This is a genomic window from Roseimaritima multifibrata, from assembly GCF_007741495.1.
GTDB lineage: Bacteria > Planctomycetota > Planctomycetia > Pirellulales > Pirellulaceae > Roseimaritima > Roseimaritima multifibrata.
The window spans coordinates 4,413,822-4,434,380 of the sequence record NZ_CP036262.1 but is presented as its reverse complement, the minus strand read 5'-3'; the positions used below and the strand labels follow the sequence as shown (position 1 = coordinate 4,434,380).

Annotated in this window: 14 protein-coding genes; 8 read left to right on the top strand and 6 right to left on the bottom strand. The window is 54.3% G+C overall.

Annotation, left to right across the window (positions count from 1 at the left end; genetic code table 11):
* Positions 1-112 precede the first annotated feature (112 nt).
* Complete coding sequence (locus tag FF011L_RS15985) at positions 113-985, bottom strand: SDR family oxidoreductase (protein ID WP_145352632.1); 873 nt, start codon at positions 983-985, stop codon at positions 113-115.
* A 761-nt stretch (positions 986-1,746) separates the two neighbouring features.
* Between FF011L_RS15985 and FF011L_RS15980 the strand changes: the two genes are divergently transcribed.
* Together FF011L_RS15980 and FF011L_RS15975 are read left to right on the top strand one after the other, a co-directional pair.
* Entirely contained in the window at positions 1,747-2,979 is a 1,233-nt protein-coding gene (locus tag FF011L_RS15980) for a glycosyltransferase (protein ID WP_145352631.1), read from the top strand.
* Between the two features lie 190 nt (positions 2,980-3,169).
* Positions 3,170-5,044: a TolC family protein gene (locus FF011L_RS15975; RefSeq protein ID WP_246109446.1), complete on the top strand. Its 1,875-nt coding sequence runs from the start codon at positions 3,170-3,172 to the stop codon at positions 5,042-5,044.
* A 33-nt stretch (positions 5,045-5,077) separates the two neighbouring features.
* Here the strand turns inward: FF011L_RS15975 and FF011L_RS15970 are convergent, their stop codons facing one another.
* Positions 5,078-6,340 (bottom strand): efflux RND transporter periplasmic adaptor subunit, encoded by a 1,263-nt coding sequence (locus tag FF011L_RS15970; protein ID WP_246109445.1) that lies wholly within the window; start codon positions 6,338-6,340, stop codon positions 5,078-5,080.
* A 318-nt stretch (positions 6,341-6,658) separates the two neighbouring features.
* Between FF011L_RS15970 and FF011L_RS15965 the strand changes: the two genes are divergently transcribed.
* Entirely contained in the window at positions 6,659-8,026 is a 1,368-nt protein-coding gene (locus tag FF011L_RS15965) for a glycosyltransferase (RefSeq protein ID WP_145352630.1), read from the top strand.
* 40 nt (positions 8,027-8,066) lie between these two features.
* Here FF011L_RS15965 and FF011L_RS15960 read toward each other — a convergent pair whose 3' ends face one another.
* Positions 8,067-9,491 carry a glycosyltransferase family 2 protein gene (locus FF011L_RS15960; RefSeq protein WP_145352629.1) on the bottom strand — a complete coding sequence of 475 codons (1,425 nt, stop codon included), beginning with the start codon at positions 9,489-9,491 and terminating at the stop codon, positions 8,067-8,069.
* 396 nt (positions 9,492-9,887) lie between these two features.
* Here FF011L_RS15960 and FF011L_RS15955 point away from each other — a divergent pair, with 396 nt between their 5' ends.
* Positions 9,888-10,790 carry a hypothetical protein gene (locus tag FF011L_RS15955; protein ID WP_145352628.1) on the top strand — a complete coding sequence of 301 codons (903 nt, stop codon included), beginning with the start codon at positions 9,888-9,890 and terminating at the stop codon, positions 10,788-10,790.
* Positions 10,791-10,837: 47 nt separating this feature from the next.
* Here FF011L_RS15955 and FF011L_RS27050 read toward each other — a convergent pair whose 3' ends face one another.
* Positions 10,838-10,972 (bottom strand): hypothetical protein, encoded by a 135-nt coding sequence (locus tag FF011L_RS27050; RefSeq protein WP_261342536.1) that lies wholly within the window; start codon positions 10,970-10,972, stop codon positions 10,838-10,840.
* 5 nt (positions 10,973-10,977) lie between these two features.
* Here FF011L_RS27050 and FF011L_RS15950 point away from each other — a divergent pair, with 5 nt between their 5' ends.
* The 3 genes from FF011L_RS15950 (at position 10,978) to FF011L_RS15940 (ending at position 16,773) form a co-directional block, all read left to right on the top strand.
* Positions 10,978-12,309, top strand: a complete 1,332-nt coding sequence (locus FF011L_RS15950) for a chromosome condensation protein (protein ID WP_145352627.1) — start codon at positions 10,978-10,980, stop codon at positions 12,307-12,309.
* A gap of 686 nt (positions 12,310-12,995) precedes the next feature.
* Positions 12,996-14,624 carry a cyclic peptide export ABC transporter gene (locus tag FF011L_RS15945; protein ID WP_145352626.1) on the top strand — a complete coding sequence of 543 codons (1,629 nt, stop codon included), beginning with the start codon at positions 12,996-12,998 and terminating at the stop codon, positions 14,622-14,624.
* A 94-nt stretch (positions 14,625-14,718) separates the two neighbouring features.
* The gene (locus FF011L_RS15940; protein ID WP_145352625.1) at positions 14,719-16,773 is read left to right on the top strand and encodes an ABC transporter permease; all 2,055 of its coding nucleotides are present in this window, start codon (positions 14,719-14,721) and stop codon (positions 16,771-16,773) included.
* A 76-nt stretch (positions 16,774-16,849) separates the two neighbouring features.
* Here the strand turns inward: FF011L_RS15940 and FF011L_RS15935 are convergent, their stop codons facing one another.
* On the bottom strand, positions 16,850-18,352 hold the full coding sequence (locus FF011L_RS15935) for an SDR family oxidoreductase (RefSeq protein WP_145352624.1): 1,503 nt from the start codon (positions 18,350-18,352) through the stop codon (positions 16,850-16,852).
* A gap of 469 nt (positions 18,353-18,821) precedes the next feature.
* On the opposite strand from FF011L_RS15935, the gene FF011L_RS15930 reads away from it, so the two are divergent.
* A complete protein-coding gene (locus FF011L_RS15930; protein ID WP_246109444.1) occupies positions 18,822-19,697 on the top strand; it encodes an MYG1 family protein in 876 nt (291 codons plus the stop codon).
* Positions 19,698-19,719: 22 nt separating this feature from the next.
* On the opposite strand, the gene FF011L_RS15925 is transcribed toward FF011L_RS15930, so the two are convergent.
* Complete coding sequence (locus tag FF011L_RS15925) at positions 19,720-20,460, bottom strand: peroxiredoxin-like family protein (protein ID WP_246109443.1); 741 nt, start codon at positions 20,458-20,460, stop codon at positions 19,720-19,722.
* Positions 20,461-20,559 lie beyond the last annotated feature (99 nt).

Genomic DNA, 20,559 nt, shown 5'->3' with positions numbered 1-20,559 from the left:
AAGCGCCCTGCTCTTTCGGTTGCTCGCTTACGCAGCGGGTTAGGCCGCTGGTGACAAACCTCGCTTACCTTTCTTTACAGCATGATGCATGCCCACCGCAGGGTTGGGTGGTCTATCGCGGTGGAACACTCTCTTTCAGGCCATCGAAATACACTTTCCAGCTCAAATGATCTCGGCCGGCAGCCTCCGTAAAGTGGCTTGGGTTGTTCACTTCGCCGTTGCGGATGCCTTCGTAGATTCCCGCGATCACGTTGCCCATGAATTCGCCAAGTTCGGCGATTCGATCTTCGCGATATTCCTGGACCGACATCGAACGGTATTTCAAATCGGTGCCAAAGGCGGTATTCATGTATTCGGTTAGTTGCTGTTGGGTGATCGCCTCGCCATGCAAATTATAAGTTTGGCCGTCATGTTTTGATTCCGCCATCATTCGAGCGTAAGCGTATGCGAGTTCGGAACGCGTTGTGTAGCCGCACTTCCCGTCGCTCGCACAATTCGCAATTTCGCCTCGTTCGATGTACGTTGCGATGTAGTCAACATCCGGTTCAATGTAGATCCCGTTGCGTCCGATCACCCAGGCGAGCCCACTTTCGCGAACATCTTGTTCGGTTTGCCGGTTGCTCTGGACGATCGGTGAAAAAGCGGTGTTCTGTTCCGCACCCTGGATGCTGGTGTAAACGATCTTACGGACTCCGGCCTGCTTTGCGGAGTCGATGACGTTGCGATGCTGTTGGATCCGCTTGTCCGGAGCGTCCATGCCGGAAATGAGAAGCAAAGTATCGACACCGCACAGCGATTCTTGAAGGTCACGACGCGACGTGTAGTCACCGGGACGTATTTCGACGCCGAGCGATTCCGCTTTGCTGGGCGTGCGGGCGAGTCCGATGACGTTGTCCGTGCCGACGATTTCAGCCGTAGCAAGGACAATTTCTGATCCAAGCTGACCGCTCGCTGCGGTGATTGCGAAGGTGTTTTTCGTAGACATTGTTTTCTGACCTTTGGGCAACGTAACCAAATGCGGAGAATTGAAAGTTCGAACGGTGAAGCGATGTTTGTTCAAATTAGCTTTGGTGTATCGATCCTAACTTATTTGGGGCCGTCATAGGTTCGTTTCTCGAGACGTGAAATCAATTGGTGATGCATGAACGATCTCCGAAGCCGTTCGCACTGCGTCTGTCCAGCATTTAGTGAAGCCCACTCTCCGGACCCGTAGGCTGTCGAAATCCCAACCCGCTGCGTAAGCGAGGGATTATGGTTCGTGTTCCCGGTCCCTCGCTTACGCAGCGGGTTGGGATTTTCTAATGCTTGCCGCACAGCAGGCCCCTGCTTTAAATCGGTTACTAAAAAAATTTCACGTCCCCCGAGATGAAAACATCCGTCTTGGAACGACGGAGCTGCAACGTGTCGTTGGGGACTCGAAGCGATGAAGTTTAGTCCTGTCGTGCAGGCTGCCAGCCTGCGGTGAATGAGTCCTGCGATAGCGGACTGGAAGGAACAATATTCATCAGAAACGCATGCGCGAAACAATCGATCACGATTTGAGCGATCCGGTCAACGAGGATTGGGACGAGCAAACGGAGATCATCTGCGTTGACGGAATCTCGCTTCGGCTAAGATCCGATCCTATCGGATCCTTGAAAGACTTCGTATCGCAGCGTCTAATGCTCGGCTGAGTACTTTGGCTCGCAGGGCCGGTGGGCTCGATCTGTCTTTTCATTACGCCGATTTTTGAAGGAATTCTCCCGAGTGACTCTCGCCATCGCTTTTTTCTGGGCTGTGATTCTGATCGTGGCGATTCAGGCTGTTTTTTCGCTGGTATTTGTTGTGAAGATGTCGCAAAGGGGGCGAGCGACGAAACGGTCTTTCACACCCCCCGTCGCGATCATTCTTTGTCTGCGCGGCGCGGATCCGTTTTTAAAGCAAAGCATCCGATGTTTACTGGATCAAGATTACCCCGATTTTCAGTTGCGGGTTGTCGTTGACAGTGAAGAGGATCCTGCTGGACAGATTCTTCGCGAATTTGAATCAGACGCTCGAATGCATGTGAGTATTTTGCGAGACCCTCTCGATACCTGCAGCCTAAAATGCAGTGCCATTGTTCAGGCGATTAGGGGACTGGATGCATCGTTCGAGATCATCGCGTTGTGTGACGCCGACACGATCCCTGAACCGACTTGGTTGGCCGACCTTGTCGCCCCGTTCGAGAACCCCAAGGTGGCGGTAACGACCGGCAACCGCTGGTATCAACCTCAGCCTCCTACCGGCGCTCCGTTGGTTCGTTACCTTTGGAACATTCCTGCTGCGATCAACATGATCGTGTTTCGAATCGCTTGGGGGGGAAGCCTTGCGATTCGTTCTCGTGTGATCGAAGAAGCCGGTTTGCTGGACAAGTGGTCGCATGCGTTGTGTGAAGATACGATGCTGGACCGAGTCGTGCGTCAACACGGTTACCGTCAAGTCTTCGTGCCCAATGTTATGGTGGTCAATCGCGAAACGTGCACGTTCGGCGACCTGATGAACTGGGTTCCTCGGCAGTTGCTGACCGCAAAACTTTACCATCCCAGTTGGCCCGCGACGGTCGGCTACGGAATCTTATCGTCCGCCATTCCGTTTATCGCGGCGGCGGTGGCGATCATGGGGTGGTTCCGATCCGACTTTGATTCGCTGCAAACAGCGCTGATTGCATTTGTTGGGTTTGAAATTTCCAACGCGTTGCTGGTTATCCTTTGTGAACACAGCTTTCGGCGTATGGGGGCGCACAAGGAGTCCGCCGAAAGCTGGATGAAACTTTCGTCGATCGTGAAGCTAACGTTTTGGATCGTGATCAGCCAACTCATTTCACCGTTGTGGTTCTGCAAGTGCTTCTTCACGACCAAGGTGAGTTGGCGAGGAATCGCCTATCACATTCGTGGCACAAAAATCAAAAGAGGCCCGTATGCTCCCTATGCCGAGCCTGTGACCGACTCTCGTTCTCTTTGATAACGTTCCTTTGGCAATCGGCGAGCTATTGGGGTGGGCGACTTTGCGGATTAGGCAACCAAGTCAGGAGGTGCCAGTATTGCTGGCAGATCCGACGCGTAACTCCGATAAACGTTAAGGTCCGGCAATCTTAGAGCATGCATCCAAGGACCTAGCGAACCCGCGATTTCGTACTTCGAGAGCAGCCGAATTGAGTCACCGAGCCATCACGTTGACGCTGATCGCGATGGTGATGGTAAGCTCTCACGGCTGCCGGAATTCCAGTCCAAGTCAGGCGTTTCAGCAGGGATATACGCCATCGAATTTGGTGGCCTATCCGACCGGAAAATCGGGTGCCATTGAAGACGGCTCGGAAACGGACCAGGGATCCGACGTCGCGACCGTTGCACATCTGCAGGAATCGGTTCAGCGGTCGCCGCCCACCGCCGATGAGTTCGATCAGCTGACGGCTTGGCCTTTGTCGCTTGATGAAGCGGTACAGATGGCGCTTAGCAACAGTGAAGTGATGCGCGACCACGGCGCACGCGTATTGACGTATCCCGACATGGTGCGAACCACGTTGGATCCCGAATTATTGCGAAGCGATCCAAATCTTGGAATCGACGCATGCCTGTCTGCATTCGACACTCAAATTCAGTCTGGCTTTGCTTGGAACGGCAATGGTAATTCGGTCAATTCGGCATTTTCGAACGGCCAGTTCGGCGTTTTCTCGCAGCCCGAAACGATTGCCAAATTAGGTGTTGGCCGTATCTTGCATTCGGGAACCAACGTCTCGGTCGGCGGTATGGGGGGCTATGATGAAAACCTTGCTGGCGGTCCCTACGCGGCTTACGGCGCCGAAGTTCGACATCCGTTGATGCGAGGATCGGGGGCTGAGTTCAACGATATCGCCGGGCCGATGGCGAAGTCGGGTGTCTACCGAGGAGTCCGTATCGCTCAGATCGATCTCCATCAGGCAAAGCTTGAAGTCGAACAGGCTGTTTCCGAATTGGTCCGTGATGTGTCGATCGTGTACTGGGAGCTCTTCTTCGCGCATCAGAATTTGGCAGCGAAGCGGACGGCACTTGAGAACGCGCGGCAGGCATGGCAGCTTGAGCAACAGCGTGTTGAACAAGCGGTCAGTCCTCCCGACGTCGAAGCTTTGGCGCGGCAGCAGTACTACTCCGCTGAGGCTGCCGTCCGGAATGCAATTTGTGGGACGAATCCGGGGCAAACCGGCGTCTACAGCGTCGAGTTGAAATTGCGCACGTTGCTGGCCCTTCCCGCTTGCGATGACCGGTTGATTCAACCCGTCGGTCCTCCGCTGCGAGCGCCGCTACGGTTTGATTGGCAGGAAAGCGACTCGTTGGCCCTGGGAAGCCGAATCGAACTGCGCAAACAACAGGCCATCATCGATAAGCGAATCCTTGAAATCAAAGCGGCCAAAAACCTTAGGCTTCCACAGTTGGATTTGATCGCTCAGTACCGACGATTGGCCGATAATCCGCCGTCGGATACGGAGCTGTTTGGAAGTGCCTTGCAGGGTTGGCAGCTGGGGGTTGATTACAGCCGTCCAGTCATGAACCGCCGAGAGAACGCTGCAGTCCGGCATGCTCAGCTTCAGCTGAAACGCGAGCAAGCGATCGCCGCCGAACAACGCCGCCAGATAACGGCTCAGCTTCGCACGACGTTCATCGATTTGGATCGCGCGTTCGGGACGATGAATTCGATGGAACAGAGTCGCGACGCGTCGCGGATCCGATTGGCCGCTCAATCGCAGCGCCATGCCGAGGGAGATGTCCGAGTTGAAGACGTCTTGGAGGCTCAGATCCGAGCTACCAAAGCCGAAACGGAATTCCAACGCAGCTTGGTCGATTACAATTTGGCGTTCATCAAAGTGCACTACGCGAGAGGCACATTACTGCAAGCGATGGGAGTTGGATTTGGTCCGCCAACGATCGACGAATACCAGTTCTCGCTAAATTCGGCTTCGGTGTTCGCCCAACCGGAAAATCTTGAGAACAATGTCTCGGGGACGCGAATTGCTAGTCCTTCAGCGACTCAGCAATCCCCGACGCTGCGATAAGTCGTTTCGTTCAGAGCCAGATTTGCAGAACGTCTAGCGGAGCGTTTTCACGGTCGGAATGATTCTCGCAAGGGTCGTCCGTTTGATTTCGCCGACAACCACCGGCGATTCCGATTCGAACGCACCCCCGATCACTTCGGTTTGCACGCCATCGTCAATGCCGACGCGAACCGGAACGGCTCGCACTTTGCCGTTGTCCGCGGGGACCCAAACATAGGCGGTGTCTCCTTTGCTTGGCGAGCTGGATTCATCGCTGTCCGAGGTAAAATCTCTGGCGACCGACTGTTCCATTTGATCCGCGCCGGGCCACCACTGAAGGGCACCGGTTGGCACCAACCATGCTTGCTCGCGCTTGATGATTTCAAATTCGACATCCGTGGTCATGTGCGGCAAAAGCTTTAGATCGGTTTGGTCAATCGACACGATCACGTCGTAGGTCACAAAGTTTCCATGCATTCTGGCATTCAGTAAAATCTCTTTCACACGCCCGCCCATCGTTTGGTCGCGGTGTGCGTCGACCGTAAACGTGACGGGCTGGCCCAGTTTCACTTTGCCGATGTCGCTTTCGCTAACCGATGCTCGGATTTGCATTTGGTCCAAGTTCCTGGCCAGCAAGAAAAGTCCTGGATGACCGACGCTGACGTGTTGGCCCAAATTGGCTCGTCGATCGATCACGATGCCATCGATCGGGGAGCGAACGAACGTGTTCTCCAGGCTGACTTTTGCGTGATGAACTTCCGCTTCGGCTTGCTCAAGTTTGGCCTGACCAACGGCTAACAGTGCCACAGCCATTTCATTGGCGGTAACGACTTCGTCGTAAACGCTTTGCGGGTTTGTCGCACGCAGTCGATCTGCCCGATCGAGGTTTCGCTGGGATTGATGGGACTGAGCCTCTAATCGCACCAAGTCCGCTGCGGCCAATCGAAGGGCGGCATTTGCCTTCTGCAGACCGATCTCGTATTGCTGACTGTCCAATTGAAACAGCACGGTCCCTTTGCTGACTCGCGAGCCGACACCAATCGATTTTTCGGGATCGCGATCATCGACACCGAAGCGAATGATTTTTCCGGAAACGTCGGGACCTACTTGGACGACTTCGTCCGGTTCGATGGTCCCTGTGGTGCCGACGGTGATGACAAGGTCGCGGCGCTGGACATTCACCGTACGCAGTTCGGGTAAATCGTTGCGTTGATTGAACAGGCGTATGGCGATTACCGCAGAAAGGATGCAGCTGACCGCAACGATTCCGATCATCAGTCGCGAAAATAGCGAGCGTTTTTTGGCGGGGCGATTCAAGTGGCTGTTCCTTGCCTACATGCGGTAACCATTCGTCGAACACAAACAGGGTCGAAAATAGTTGTCGATAGGTGCCCTTGATCGTTTGCTGGAGGGCAGTTTGGACGTGCCCGTATATCGAGCATTAGCATAGTACGCCTGACGCGGCAATAGTATTCAGCGTTCCGGTGACCTGTGAAGCTGGAAGGTACCGCAAGGAGCGTGCAGGACGCTGCTCAAGAAGCGGACAAAGTTGACCTCGGCCCGCTGTTCGTGTAGCTTGCTGGCCGTCCTCTCCAAAACGAATCGCCACCCTCTGCCTTGCTTGACAATGCTCGCATGATGCTTCTTCAAACGGCGATGTTTGCTTTCTGGGCGCTCACCGGATTCGCAGCGGGCAACACCGTGTGCACCGCCCTTACGCTGTTTGTCCTATTCCGGCATCGTGCGACGGTCTCCGCTGACGAAGATTTGCCCAGGGTCGCTGTGCTGCTCTGTTTGCGCGGAGCCGATCCCAGCCTTGCGGGGGGCTTACGTCGATTAATGCATCAGCGTTATCCCGACTTCGAAATTTTCATCGCCATCGATTCGGATACCGATCCCGCCTGGGAGATCGTTAATCAAGCCAACGACGGCTCGTCGCACACCGCCTCTTTGACCTCCGCATTGGGTGGGGAGAGCGGCAGCCAAGTTAGCTGCGGTGTGTCGTCAGTTTCGCGATCCAGCGATGCACTCGGTCCGAGCGGTGCGTGCATCGTTCACGCTTCGACGCTACGTGATCGACTGAAGACATGTAGTCTGAAGTGCAGTTCGCTGGTCCAGCTTTTGGATCAAATCGACGATTCGTTCGAAGTGTTGGTGCTTGCCGATTCAGACCTTGAGAGCCACCCAACGTGGTTGCGCGAGTTGGTGGCTCCGCTGGCGGACCCTCGAATTGGCGCCACCTTTGGCAACCGATGGTTTGTTCCGACCATTGGCTGGATGGGATCGTTGGTGCGCCAGGTTTGCAATGCGATTGGCGTTGTTACGATGCATTTGAAGCAGATCCCCTGGGGCGGCTCTTTGGCAATTCGTGCTTCGGTGGTGAAAGAGAGCGGTCTTCGCGAAACGTTGACGCGATCGATTGTTGACGATGGCCCGATTCGGGTGGCTTTGAAAAAGCGGAGGTTGAAGCTTCGCTTTGTTCCGTCGTTGATGATGGCGAATCGCGAGGACTGTGATTTGCGGTTCGCCCACAGTTTTCTCACACGGCAACTCAAATGGACCAGGACGTACATGAGTGCCGGATGGCCAGCGATGCTGGTCTACACACTTGCGGTACTTTGTACTTATTTGGTGACGCTTGTGCTGGTTGTGGTTTGTCTGTTTCAGGGGTTTAACACCGAGGCATACTGGTTTGCCGCAGGAGCGATGGTTTATAGCGTGACGGTGATGGTGTTGTGGTTGCTTTTGGACTTTGCGGCTCGCAGGATCATTCGGGCTCAGGGCGAATCAGTGCCCGGCATGTTCGGAATGCAGTTCCTGAAAATCCCCGCTGCCATGTTGCTGTCGGTTGTTATTCATATTTCCGCAATCATTCGTGCTACATTTCTTCGGCGTGTGGTCTGGCGTGGGGTGACTTACGAGGTCCGTGGTCCCAGCGATGTGCGAATGCTTGATGAGGGGACGATCCAGTCGCCATTGGATACGTCCAACGTCTCTCTTTGAAATTCAGCAAAGGCTGAACGGTTAGAAAGGTGGCGAGGTGTCAGGCCGTTCGTAGCTCTCCGAGAAGGGCCTGGACTGAGCGGAATGCCGGAAGCCAAGCTCTTGGGTGCCAGCCATAATGGAGTGCACGCATCAACGCTTGACAGGCGACCCGCAAATCTCTTGCATACAGTGCGCGTCCACACAGCGTGACGTAAAGTTCCGTTGCTTTGTGCCGATCGGTCGACGTGATCAGGCCAGCGGCCAACGCGTCCTGGCAGAATCGATCGACAGCGTCGGGATGGGCGGGCGAGATACCGGTTCGCAGATAAAAGTTGATTTGATCAAGAATTGATTCTGGAGCCGGAGTCGCGTGCAGTCGCCGCGACGCCTCTGCATCGTTCCGCTGAAGGTAGTGCCACCAGACGGTCAGCCACCAGTCGAGCTGATCGGAAAGGTTTGGAGAAAGGTTTGTGGGAACCGACGGGGCCTCGTCACCGATGGCGACAAGCCGAGGAATTATCTCACGGAGGTCTTCAAAATCCGCATCCTGAGGGTCCGTCCATTCCGTCAGATGATATAGCCAGTCGTGAACGGTTCGGCGGAAATCATATCGCGAGTACGGGAGTGTTCGTTGTAGTTGTCCGGCGACGGCATCGGCATTCCCTGTATTGAATAGATGCCAGGCCAGCCATGTGTACGAATAGTACCGCACCAACCGTTCTTTCCGTTTGACCGGCGCCGGTACCAGACGGTTCGCGTAGAATTTATCCAGCACCATCGTGGCATATTTAACTTGCCCCAAGCCGTCGCTGTGAATGGTGCTGGTAGTGTGGTGTCGGTAGCAAAGCGTCGATTCTCGCTGCCATTCAAAGCGGCATCCCGCCAGAGAAAGTCGCAGCATCAAATCGACGTCTTGAGACATCCGCAGTTCCGGGTCGAATCCTCCAACATCCTGCAGCCAGTGGCGTCTGAACAGCATCGCTCCCAGTGCGACCGGTTTCCGCATTAGCCATGTATCTAGATTTAACCTGGGGGCGTTGATCCATGGCTGGACCTCTTGCGTAATGGTCCCCTCCGCGTCGGCCGTCTTCCAGCCACTATGCACGGCACCTATCTGGGGATTGCCATTGAGGATTTCGGCCTGCTTGCAGAGTTTCCCAGGCAAAAACCAGTCGTCTGCATCCAGGAAAGCGACGTATTCATGCGCCGCTTCATGCAGGCCGACGTTTCTGGCGACGGCCGATCCGGCGTTGGCCTGCCGGATGACTTTGATGCGTTCGGAATAATTTGCCAGGATTTCGCTTGTCTGATCGGTGGACCCGTCGTCGATAACAATGATTTCTGTGCGGCAATGATTCTGGTCGAACACGCTTTGCAACGCCTGTTCGACAAATTCCGCATTGTTAAAAACGGGAATCACGACGCTGATGTCACCGGAGCCGGCGTTGTTTGTCTTCCAGTCCCCGTTGCCGTGGTTAGTCATGCTGGAGAAAGCCGCGGGGGGCGATAAGGTTGTCGGGGCGGAAGAGGCCGTGAATTGGCATCGTATTTACGCGAGCAAATAGTCGAGACGTGGTTCAGAATCGAACCCGATGCCGTCAAACAAGCAGAATACCAGCACCGTCCGGCAACACACAGCGGTAGAACCCGATTGTTCAATCTGAATGCTGTGCCGGAAAGCCGATTCCTAAAACCCCTCTGCCCTGCCCCCCGGTTTCTTCTGCCGGGCTTCAGCGCCGGATCGGTACCGCCGGACGGTCCACCGATTCGTTGAGTGGAATCTAAACCGACACTGTGCTACAAAAGCCGCTCCACGGCAATGTCTGACATTCACGCCGGGAGCAGGATATCCCCGGTCAAAAATGTTATTGGTAGTGGAATGAGAAGAAGTCGATTTGCGGTGTACGAATGGAATGCGTGGAAGGACTATGGCATTCAGGTATGGCGACCACGCGCCTATCGAATTGAAGCGAATCCCAAAGATGAAGTTTCTGAAGTGCTGGCTCGCGTGAAGCCGCGCACCCGTGATTTTTTGGTGCATCTCAATTTGAGCCGTCAAGCAGCATTCCCGCAGCAGCGGAGCGAGCTCATCGCGGCCCTGCGGCAGAAAGGCATTCGCGTATGGAACGCCAATGTCAGTGACATAACCAAAAGGCGCGTTCAGGCGGAATGCAAGCGGTTGGGGCTCCCCTCGACAGGTGCCACTCGAGCGGGAAATCCCGATGAAAAGTTGATCCTAAAATCGAACTGCAACCACGGAGGGGTGAATGAGCTGCTTCTGGATCAGGAGACGCGTGCCCAAATGGGTTTGCCTCCCGTTTCGACGCTTGTTGACGGCAACCTGGAATACCCGATCAAGCCACGGTCAAGTATGACGGATGAATGGGAGGATCGTGGGCTTGCGATTGAGCGGTTAATCGAAAATGCGAGAGGCGTTTTTTATCGGGCTTATTTGGTCTGCGGGCGGCTTGTCATCTCTCGATTTGTGCAGCCCGACACGGAAAGTCCCGTGAAGCGATTCAAAGGAGTCTTTAAAAGAGATAATTTTCACTATGAGGATTGCTCGCGGCTACTTGAATCGCCGGACACGGATGACGAGTTGTCTCCTGGTTTGAAAACGGTCGTCGCTTCCTTTGTGGATGGAATTCAGCTTGACTACGGTGCTCTGGATGTGGTTGCGGATGACGATGAGAATTTTTATGTCATCGATCTCAATATTACTCCGTACTGGGGGGCGCCGGGGCAACCCAAAATGACAAAGTTCCTACGCCAAGAAAGTTAGTTAAAGCATTTTAGAATCGACTGTTGGATCGACCGGGCTAGGCTCTGTTACTTGTTTTGCTTCAGGACGATCGTTCGCAATAAGGCGGCTTGTTTGATTGATTTCGGCGATTTTTTCTGAAGGTCGCCGATGTGCCAGGGGCGTTGCTTGGTTAAATCCATTAACTCGTAAAATGACAGCATCGCTGATGCCTCAAACTTTTTCGTTGACCCATTTTGAAGAGTTGATGCTGCATCAGGACAGCAGTGCTTTTCCGACGAATTGCTTTGTGCGTATGCGATTCGAAGGACGCCTGGACGAAAGGGCTTTTCGCGCGGCGGTCCTCACGACGGTCATCCGGCATCCGCTGTTGCATTCGACGGTAGACCAGCATCGCGGAAAGTACCGATGGCATGTGGGCGAGCCCACGTCCAACGTAACTTGGTTCAGCGGAGCCGAAACCGATCAGCCATCTTTTTTGCGGCTGAACCTCGAAGTGGAGCACGGTCTGAGGTTTGTCGTTCGTGTTGATGAACGGGATTCGGAGCTGGTAGTTCAGTTTCACCACGCCTGCTGCGATGGGCTTGCGATCTTTCAAGTCGTTCATGAGCTGTTGTTGGCTTACGCGATGGAGATGGATGGAAACGCCGACTACGACCTTCCCGATGTCGCTCAAGACCTGCTTGCAAGTCGCGGTTCCCTTGGATTGACGACGGGCGGCTTTCTTCGAATTTTTGTTCGCCAGGCAGTCGGTCTTCTCGGTGTGTTTCAGTTCTTGACTAGGAACCCAGAGCATTTGGTGCAGCATCGTGTGGTCGATCGCACTGCCCCGACACCACCGGCCTTTCCAACCGTGGTCGCCCATCACTTTGATAAGGAAGTTTCTGCAGATCTCCGGCAGGCTGCCAAGCGGGCGGGGGTGACGCAGAACGATCTATTGATCCGCGACTTGTTTCTTGCCTTGCAGGAGTTCCGGCAATCTCAGAACGTTCGTGACCCCGAGGGGTGGTTGCGAGTGATGATTCCCGTCAGCTTGCGACGGAAGCAGCAATACCAGGCACCCGCCGCCAATATTGTCAGCTCGGTCTTTCTGGATAGACGCAGCGTCGACATGGAGGAACCGGATCAATTGTTAAAGAGGCTTAGCGAGGAAATGAACCTGATCAAGCGGCTGCAACTGAACTATCTGTTTATCTATTCCCTGTGGATACAACGGCGCCTGCCACGTGGGCTGCAGCGAACGGCACGACCGAAAAACTGTCAAATCACTGCTGTCTTTACGAATCTTAGTCGACTGTTCTTGCGAAGTCCGTTGCCACGCAGCGAAGGTAGGTTGCGGTGCGGGAATGTCGTGTTAAACGAAACCGAGGCGATACCGCCGATCGCTCGACATCTGAACGCTGCATTTGGAGTCAGTTGGTACGCCAATCGCTTGACGATCACTCTGCACCATGACCCTCGCGCGGTTTCGACGCAGGCAGCCGACAAGTTGTTAGGGATTGTCGTAAGGCGAGTTCGGGAATCGTCTAAACCCCAGTAGCGGAACGTTCTGCCGAGTGAACTGAGTGAGTGTTACCGAACGAGTCTCGTGTTGGGCGTTTGTCGGCAGGCGATTCTGCGGCGAAGATGCGGTTGATGCCCCGCATTTCAAGCGGATATCTCACGCCTTTCCTACCTCCGTCGGCCCCCTCTCCCCCCAGCCCCTCTCCCCCAGAACAAGCCTTTCAGTCGCAGTCAATTGAACTGGTTGGCGAATGTCTGATTCAATCTCAAACCTGTTTTAAGCGAGCTTGTTTTGAGCGAGCTTGTTTTGAGCGAGCTTGTTTTGAGCGAGCTTGTTTTGAGCGCGAGGGGAGCCAGATTTTCTTTGCTTGTTCTGTTCGCGTCCCGAGCGAAAGGGGATGATTCTTCTCTGCTTCCGACTAAATCGACAGCTCGTTGCAAAGCGGCTTGGGCTCCTTCGGTGCCTAGCCGCATAGCAGTCCTCTGAAAAGGTCGGCGACCCTTCTGGCGATTTCGATGTCCCTTATTCGCTAACTTTCAGCCTTTTCTGCTCTCAGGTCGGCTGATTGCTATGAAAGCGAAAGGGGACGCATGAATTTCGTCCGGGCGATCTCCATTGTGACAGGAAAAGATTCTTGTTATATGCAGCGAAAGTGTATTGCCCACGCGCAAGGAGATTCGTGTTTCCCGCTTTTAGCCTGAGTCACTAATCATGTCACATCAATGAAACTGTTTCTGGTCCTGATCCGATCTTCCTGGATATCCGGTCTGGTTTCTGGATTGCTGGGTGCCTTAAGTGGCATGATGAATCTTGGCTTGATCATGCTGATTCACCATGCACTGACCGATGATCCGTCAGAGGCTGGGTCGCTTCCGTATTTGTTTGCGGGCGCCTGTGTCATGGTGCTGCTAACTCAGGTGACTGCGAAGTATTTGCTAGTGCAACTGTCGCAGGCCACGGCCGCCCGTCTGCGGTATGAGCTGTGCACAAAGATCATCGCCGCTCCGTTGCCGACTCTGGAATCTGTCGGCCCCAATCGATTGCTGGCGGCGTTGATCGGTGATGTGAATGCGATCACGGCCGCTCTGTCTGCGTTTCCCGCCGCTTGTGCCAATGCGATGGTGTTGGCTTGTGGTTTGGTCTATTTGGCCACGCTGTCTCTTCCGCTGGCAGGCGGGACGATTCTTATGGCCAGCATCGGCGTGTTTAGTTTCTTGACCGGCCTTCGGCTGGCCAACCGTCACATTCGCAAAGCCCGCGAGGACCAAGACGAAGTGGTCAAGCAGTTGCGGGCGATGATCGACGGCATCAAGGAGCTGAAGGGGAACAACATGCGATGTCTGGATTTTGTCTATGACGTATTACTGCCTGCGGATACGCGGATGCGGCACAGTCTGATTGTTGGATCGAACATCCAAGGATTTGCCCACAGTTGGGGCCGCCTGTTTCTCTTTATCGGCATCGGCCTGTTGCTGTTTCTATGGCCGCAGATCTCGACCGTATCGACGGCAACGTTGACCGGTTACGTATTGACGATCCTGTATCTTACTTATCCGCTGGACGGGATCTTGGGATGGTTGCCTGCAATGAATGCCGCGTCGGTTGCCGTGGCCAAGATCGAAACCTTGGGGTTAATGATTGATCGGCCCGAGCAGCAAAGCTCGGTTTCAGCTCCTACCAAATTTCAGTCGATCGAACTGCAAGGCGTCACCTATCGATACGATTCTATGGGTGATGATTGTTTCGCTTTGGGGCCGGTTGATTTGACGCTCTGTCCAGGTGAGACGCTTTTCATCGCGGGAGGTAATGGCAGCGGAAAAACGACGCTCGCGAAGCTATTGACCGGTCTGTACGTTCCCGATGCGGGGCGGCTTTCCTGGAACGGTCGTGACGTAACAAACAAAGTACGCGCGGACTATCGGCAACTCTTTTCAACCGTTTTTGTCGAAGGGCATTTATTCGATCGCCTGCTTGGAATTGATGCGACGCCCGGCAAGTTGGAGCATTGGATTTCGCTGTTGGGGATGGAAGATAAAGTCGATGTGCAAACGGGACGGCTCTTGACGGGAGAACTGTCGCGAGGCCAGCACAAGCGTCTGGCATTGTTGGTTGCCGCGCTGGACGATCGGCCCATCTTTGTGTTTGATGAGTGGGCCGCCGAACAAGATCCTGAATTCAAAGATACCTTCTATCAGCAAATTCTGCCCGAGCTGAATCGCAGTGGAAAAACGGTTGTCGCGATCACCCATGACGATCGTTACTTCTCCGTCGCCACTCGTGTGCTGATGGTTACGGATGGTCGATTGAGCGATTCAGATGAGAAGGATGTCAGCGTCAGGAAAGCCGCATGACCTTTCATGTGGCAGCATTGCGGCGAATGGTTTTACGGCGTTTGCGGGCGTCATGCCTAATGTCAATTCAGTTCGTTAACTATAGGTTGCAACGTTGATCGAACTGCAGGGTCTTCGTAAAGACTATCGCGTTGGTGACCACGACTTGGCGGTGCTTAAGGGCATCACGCTGAATATCGAAGCGGGCGAGTACGTGGCGCTGATGGGATCCTCGGGATCTGGCAAGACGACCTTGATGAACCTGCTAGGAAGTTTGGATCATCCGACGGACGGGATCTATCGTCTGGCGGGCACCGATGTTTCCAGTCTTACGCCGATGGAGCTTGCGGCGTTTCGAAGTCAGCATATTGGCTTTGTCTTTCAAAACTTCAATCTGCTGCCGCGTGCGACTGCTTTAGACAACGTGCTGTTGCCGACCATCTATTCATCGGACGGTCGTTCCAGACGGACCCGCGTTGAAGATGCGACTCGTTTACTGGAATCCGTTGGCTTGGCGGGCCGACTGGACCATATGCCAAATCAATTGTCGGGGGGCGAACGGCAGCGAATTGCGATCGCTCGGGCACTGATGAATCGTCCTAAGCTGTTGCTGGCTGACGAACCCACAGGGAACCTAGACACGGTTACCGAGCAGGAAATCCTGGCGTTGTTTCGGCAACTCAACCAAGAGCACGGCATCACGCTTGTGGTGGTCACCCATGATGCGGAAGTCGCTCACGAAGCGGACCGTGTCGTGCGAATGAAAGACGGCTTGGTTGCGGAAGACGTTCGCCAGCGGGTTTGCACCGCCGGACCCTTAAGTCCGCCAGAAACGAAGTCGGAATCGACGCGTGAACAGGCATCCGCTTGGCCTCTGGCTGCTAGCTGGAATGCAGTTATCGTCGCGATTTTGGCGCTGCGTCGAAACGCGCTGCGGACGGTTCTCACAATGCTGGGAGTGATTATCGGCGTCGCCTCGGTGATCTCAACGATGGAACTGAGCGCCGGTGCTGCGACTGCGATTGAAGAAACGGTCGCTAGTATGGGCGCCAGCATGCTGACAATTAGTCCCGGCAAAGCATCCAGCAGCGGTGGACGCCAACGTCCGATCCAAATTATTCCAGAAGACGTCGTGGCGGTTTCCGAGCAGTGCTCGGCGGTGAAGGTCGCGGCGCCGTTGGTCTATTCACACGTTCAATTGGTTCGTCGGAATCGACGGTGGAGTCCCAACCTAGCTCTTGGAACCACGCCGCAGTATTTGACGGCGCGCAACTGGGATCAGCTTGAATTGGGAACATCGTTCACCGACGAGCACGTGATTGAAGCTTCTAAGGTCTGTATTCTCGGGATGACCGTCGCTCGTGAACTGTTTGGTGACGAGTACCCGATCGGTGAGGAGATACGCGTCAATGGGGTTCCGTTGCGCGTTCTGGGGGTGTTAACCGAAAAGGGAGGCGACGTGATTGGAAACGACCAAGATGACATTATCATCGGACCTTGGACGACATTTAAACTTCGCGTGAACAGCAGTCCTGGAAGTACCCCACAATTCAGTACCTTTGCGGATCTGATGCCGCCGATGCAGCTGGCATCGATGAAGCGATCGACGCAGCGCGAGGAAGTCCATCAAATCTATGTCGAGGCCGTGTCGCCTGAGCATGTTGAATTGGCGCGTCAGCAGATCACGCAGTTGCTGTCACGTCGCCATAACGTTGATTCAGCTGGTGCTTATCGAATCAACGATATTACGGAGGTATCGCGAGTTGTCGGACAAGTCGTCGGCGGAGTATCGGCGCTCGGGTTGGTGATTGCCGGCGTGTCGCTGATGGTTGGCGGCGTCGGGATCATGAATATCATGCTGGTCTCGGTAACCGAGAGGACGCGAGAGATCGGTTTACGGATGGCAGTCGGTGCGAACCGTAGTGCGATCCTGCGCCAGTTTTTGATCGAGGCGACCGTGCTGTGCATGGTCGGTGGATTTATCGGTATCTTTGCTGGTCATCTGTGGTCTTCGCTGGTTGCCTATGTCATTGGTTGGCCGACCGCGATGTCGATCTGGGCTCCGATCGTTGCGGTATCCGTTGCCGCAACCGTGGGGATCGTTTTCGGATATTACCCTGCCCGCACCGCCTCTCGATTGAATCCGATCGATGCGTTGCGATACGAGTAACCGCTCGCCGAATGTCACTCGAGGCCCAATTAGCGATTAAGCAAACGCATCAAAAGCGGTTGAAGAGTCGCCTGGTCTAGGTGTATGCGACTTTCGCAAACAGTGTGCGGCACATGTCAATTGCGTCGCTAGAGAGCGTGGCAGGAGACGTATTAGCGTTCAGGTACCGACCGATCTCCGATGAACACAGATCCTGCTCTGTCGACAGTTTGGCAAGAACGCGTGAACTAGCACGAATCGTTGGAGTTTTCGGACATGGAAGTCCATGGGCAACCTCCAGTCTTGCGGATCCTTGTTGCCCGACCAATCGCCATTGACCACCTCCAGGACCCAGGATGTCCAGGCCCAGACCCGCAGGAGCCTGCAATTCAGAGCGTTTGTCTTTCTCTTGATGCATCGATGCGACGGTAGCGTCTCTCAGGAAATCGACTAATGGACTTGGCGATTCGATGTCGCGATTGCGTCGTTTGCCCCACCGGTCGGCCATCCCAAACGCAAGATATCGGTGAATGACCGCTTCATCAATTTCCGGACAGGGGAGGTCCGAAGCAAATTCTAGAAGGTTCGAATTGTCGAACTTTGGATCGGTTGAATTGTACGGATCATAAAGTGCGACTCCGGAAAAATAGGTCTGCTCAAAACCGTTCATGTTCTCTGACACGTTAAGGTCCCCACAATACTGGACCCCGTGTGAATTAAAGTACGAGCAACAGCAGTCAATGATTCTTCGCGGTGTGAGGTGAATGCGTGGCGTCAGGTGGTAGGTTTTACCGTGAGATTCAGGCGTGTCGAGGAGCCGCGATACCACGTCCGCAACCCAATCGATTGGCACAACGTTACGGTGCTCATCGCCGGTCATCGGAAGGCGAATGGGGGTGTGTCGGACGCCGTTCTCGTCGGGGTCGACCATTGGCACGAGCAGCGACATTAATCGCAGGTAGGTATGTAGCCCGTGGTAGCTGGTTGTATGTCCCGTCTGCGAATCGCCCGAAATAACGGCTGGACGATAGACGGTCAGCTGATCAAAAAACGGTGCTTTCCTAACCGCATGTTCGGCTTCGAATTTGCTTCTTTCGTAGTCATTGCGAAAGTCTTGCCCAACATCCAATTCAGATTCATGAACCAAGTCGGTTCGGTTGCCGCAAACGTATGCCGTCGAGAAGTAGTGAAAGTCCCTGATGGCCGTATGGCGACAGAACGCCAAAACATTCTCCGTACCCCCCAAGTTTGTTTTCCAGGGGTCTTCGGTGCGATCGGTGCCTTGAAACTTAAGGACCGCCGCACCGTGAATCATGCGGGAGCAATTGTTGCGGACCCAATCGACCGCTCCAGGACTTAGCCCCAGATCGGGTTCGAGGATATCGCCTTCCAAACATACGGGGCGAGGCAGCTCGCGCCCTAGTTCTGATTCGAATCTCTGCAGAATAGCGTCAACACGTTCGTAGGCTGTCTTCTTTTTGGTACTTCTAACGATCACCGCAATGCGCTGGCCGCGTACCATCGCATTGCGAATCAGATACTGCCCGACAAGACCAGTTGTGCTGGTCATCAGTGTGTATTGATCGTTTCCAATATCCATAACGAACAATTGAGGCCGGTAGCTGAGAAGGGGCACAGGAAGATCAAATGGGGGGCCAACGATCGAGGATCATTGTAATATTCGTAGGGAACAAGGTGCAAGGCACGGTTCCCCGAAAGATTTTGATGTGACTTGCAGTTGCATAAACCATGATGCAATGTCGAAACCCACCACAGCGTTTTGGGGATTTGGTTGGCCATCTGCACGTCGCCGCATCCTTGGCAATGAGTCCAGGGGGGGAAGGGTAAGCGAATCAGCCTTCCCGTCAAATGTTTTGGGGGACCTTGGGACGCCGTTGGTATCGGTGGCGGTTTATTTGCTTGTGGTTCGTGGTTGTGGGTAGAATTTTGTTGGTTCGTTTGTTTACTCGCTTGCGCTTCGTGCTTGTGTGCCTTTGCAGCGTCCGTTTGGGCTGTATGTTTTGTGGTTGTTGTTTTTTACCTGCTCGCCAATTTGATGACGCAACTTTATGACCATGCAGCTGATTGTGACCCATCCGGGCGACGCTCACAAAGATGATTTCCTTGCCTGCTGTCTGCTGGCTCATTCGCATGGTGTTCCGATCCAGCGGCGCGAGCCTACGGATCAGGACTTGGCCGATCCTTTGATTTGCGTCGTTGATGTGGGGGGTGCACACGATCCAAGTAAAAACAACTTTGACCATCACCAGTTCCCACGCGATGCTCCGCCACTTTGTGCGTTGTCACTTGTCCTGCAACACATGGGACTTTACGAAGATGCGGTATCGTTCTGTGCTTGGCTTCGACCAGCGGAATGGCTGGACACGTTGGGACCAAACGAAGCTGCCAAGTTGATGGGGATCCCGCGCTCGGCATTGGGGGCGTTGAATTCCCCGGTCGATATTACTTTGCTTGGCCGATTCGCGAATTGCACAGAGCTCCGTCCTGAGAATCCTATCTACCAAGTCATGTGCATGGTGGGTGAAGATATCGTCAATTACTTACGGACTTTGCGTGAACGACTGGACTACTTGAAAGCACATGGCCAGTACTGGACGATCGAAACCGATGGCGAACCGGTTCGAGCACTGTTCCTGGAAAAAAGTGACGCGATTTCAGAGAACCCTTCGTTTGGTGTCTACGCATTCATCGAGAGCGAAGGAAAAACCGAGGAGATTCAAGCGTTAGTCTATCCCGATCGGCGAGGCGACGGATACGGATTGACTCGCTACAACGACTGCCAACGTTTGGATTTTTCGCAAATCGAATCGCACGACGAAGTTCGTTTTGCACACAAACGTGGCTTTGTCGCAAAGGTCAGCGCGACGGATCCCGTACGGCTGAAGCAGCTGTTGCAAAACGCCATTGTCAAAATGGATCACTGAGACGGGATCAACGGATGATCCACTACTGAGCCGCGGCCGCTTGGACCGCGGTGATCACATCGGATGGTTCGGCGCGTTTCTTGTAGTCGGCGTTCAGGAATGCGTAGGTGATCTTTCCGGACGAATCGACGACGTAGGTCGCCGATAGCGGCAACTGGAGGTCTTCGTTTCCGTTGTATTCTTTCAGTTTGCCATTACTGCGATACATCGGGGCGATTGGGGCAGGCAAATCGAAGACGATCCCATACTTCTTGGCCAGTTCTAGGTTTGCGTCATGGAGGGCGACGATGTTCAGATCGTTCGTCTCGGCCGTTTCTTTTGCTTTGGCCGGTAGCTCAGGCGTCATCACGACAAGCCTGGCACCTGCATTCTCGATTTTGTCAAGATTCTGCTGCATCGCCCGGAGCTGGATGTTGCAGTAGGGACACCATCCGCCGCGATACCACATCAGGACGACCGGGCCTTCTTGCCACAGTTCGCTTAACGTGATCGTGTTGCCCTTCCAGTCCTTTAGCGTGCCATCGATTGCAGCGTCACCCACCTGCTTAGCAGATGTTTCGATTCCCGTTGCATGGACCATGTCGATCCCCTTTTGATAGGCGGCCTTGCGATCAGCCGGTGCACGGGACGCGAATTGGGCGGTTTTTTCGGCCAACTGGTCAGCTAACGTTGGCTCCGTCGGACTTTGCTGAGCCATCGAGGTTCCGGTGAGTAGGAGGGTTGCAAACAGTGCGGCCAAGGTTCGGTGGAGAGTGGTCTGCATGGGGTTTTCCAACGCATGTGGCAAATTGGGGATGAGTCGTTATTGATGCGATGTCGTTTTCCCGCTTGATTCCGCCGTATTTCAAATGCATTCCCCGGT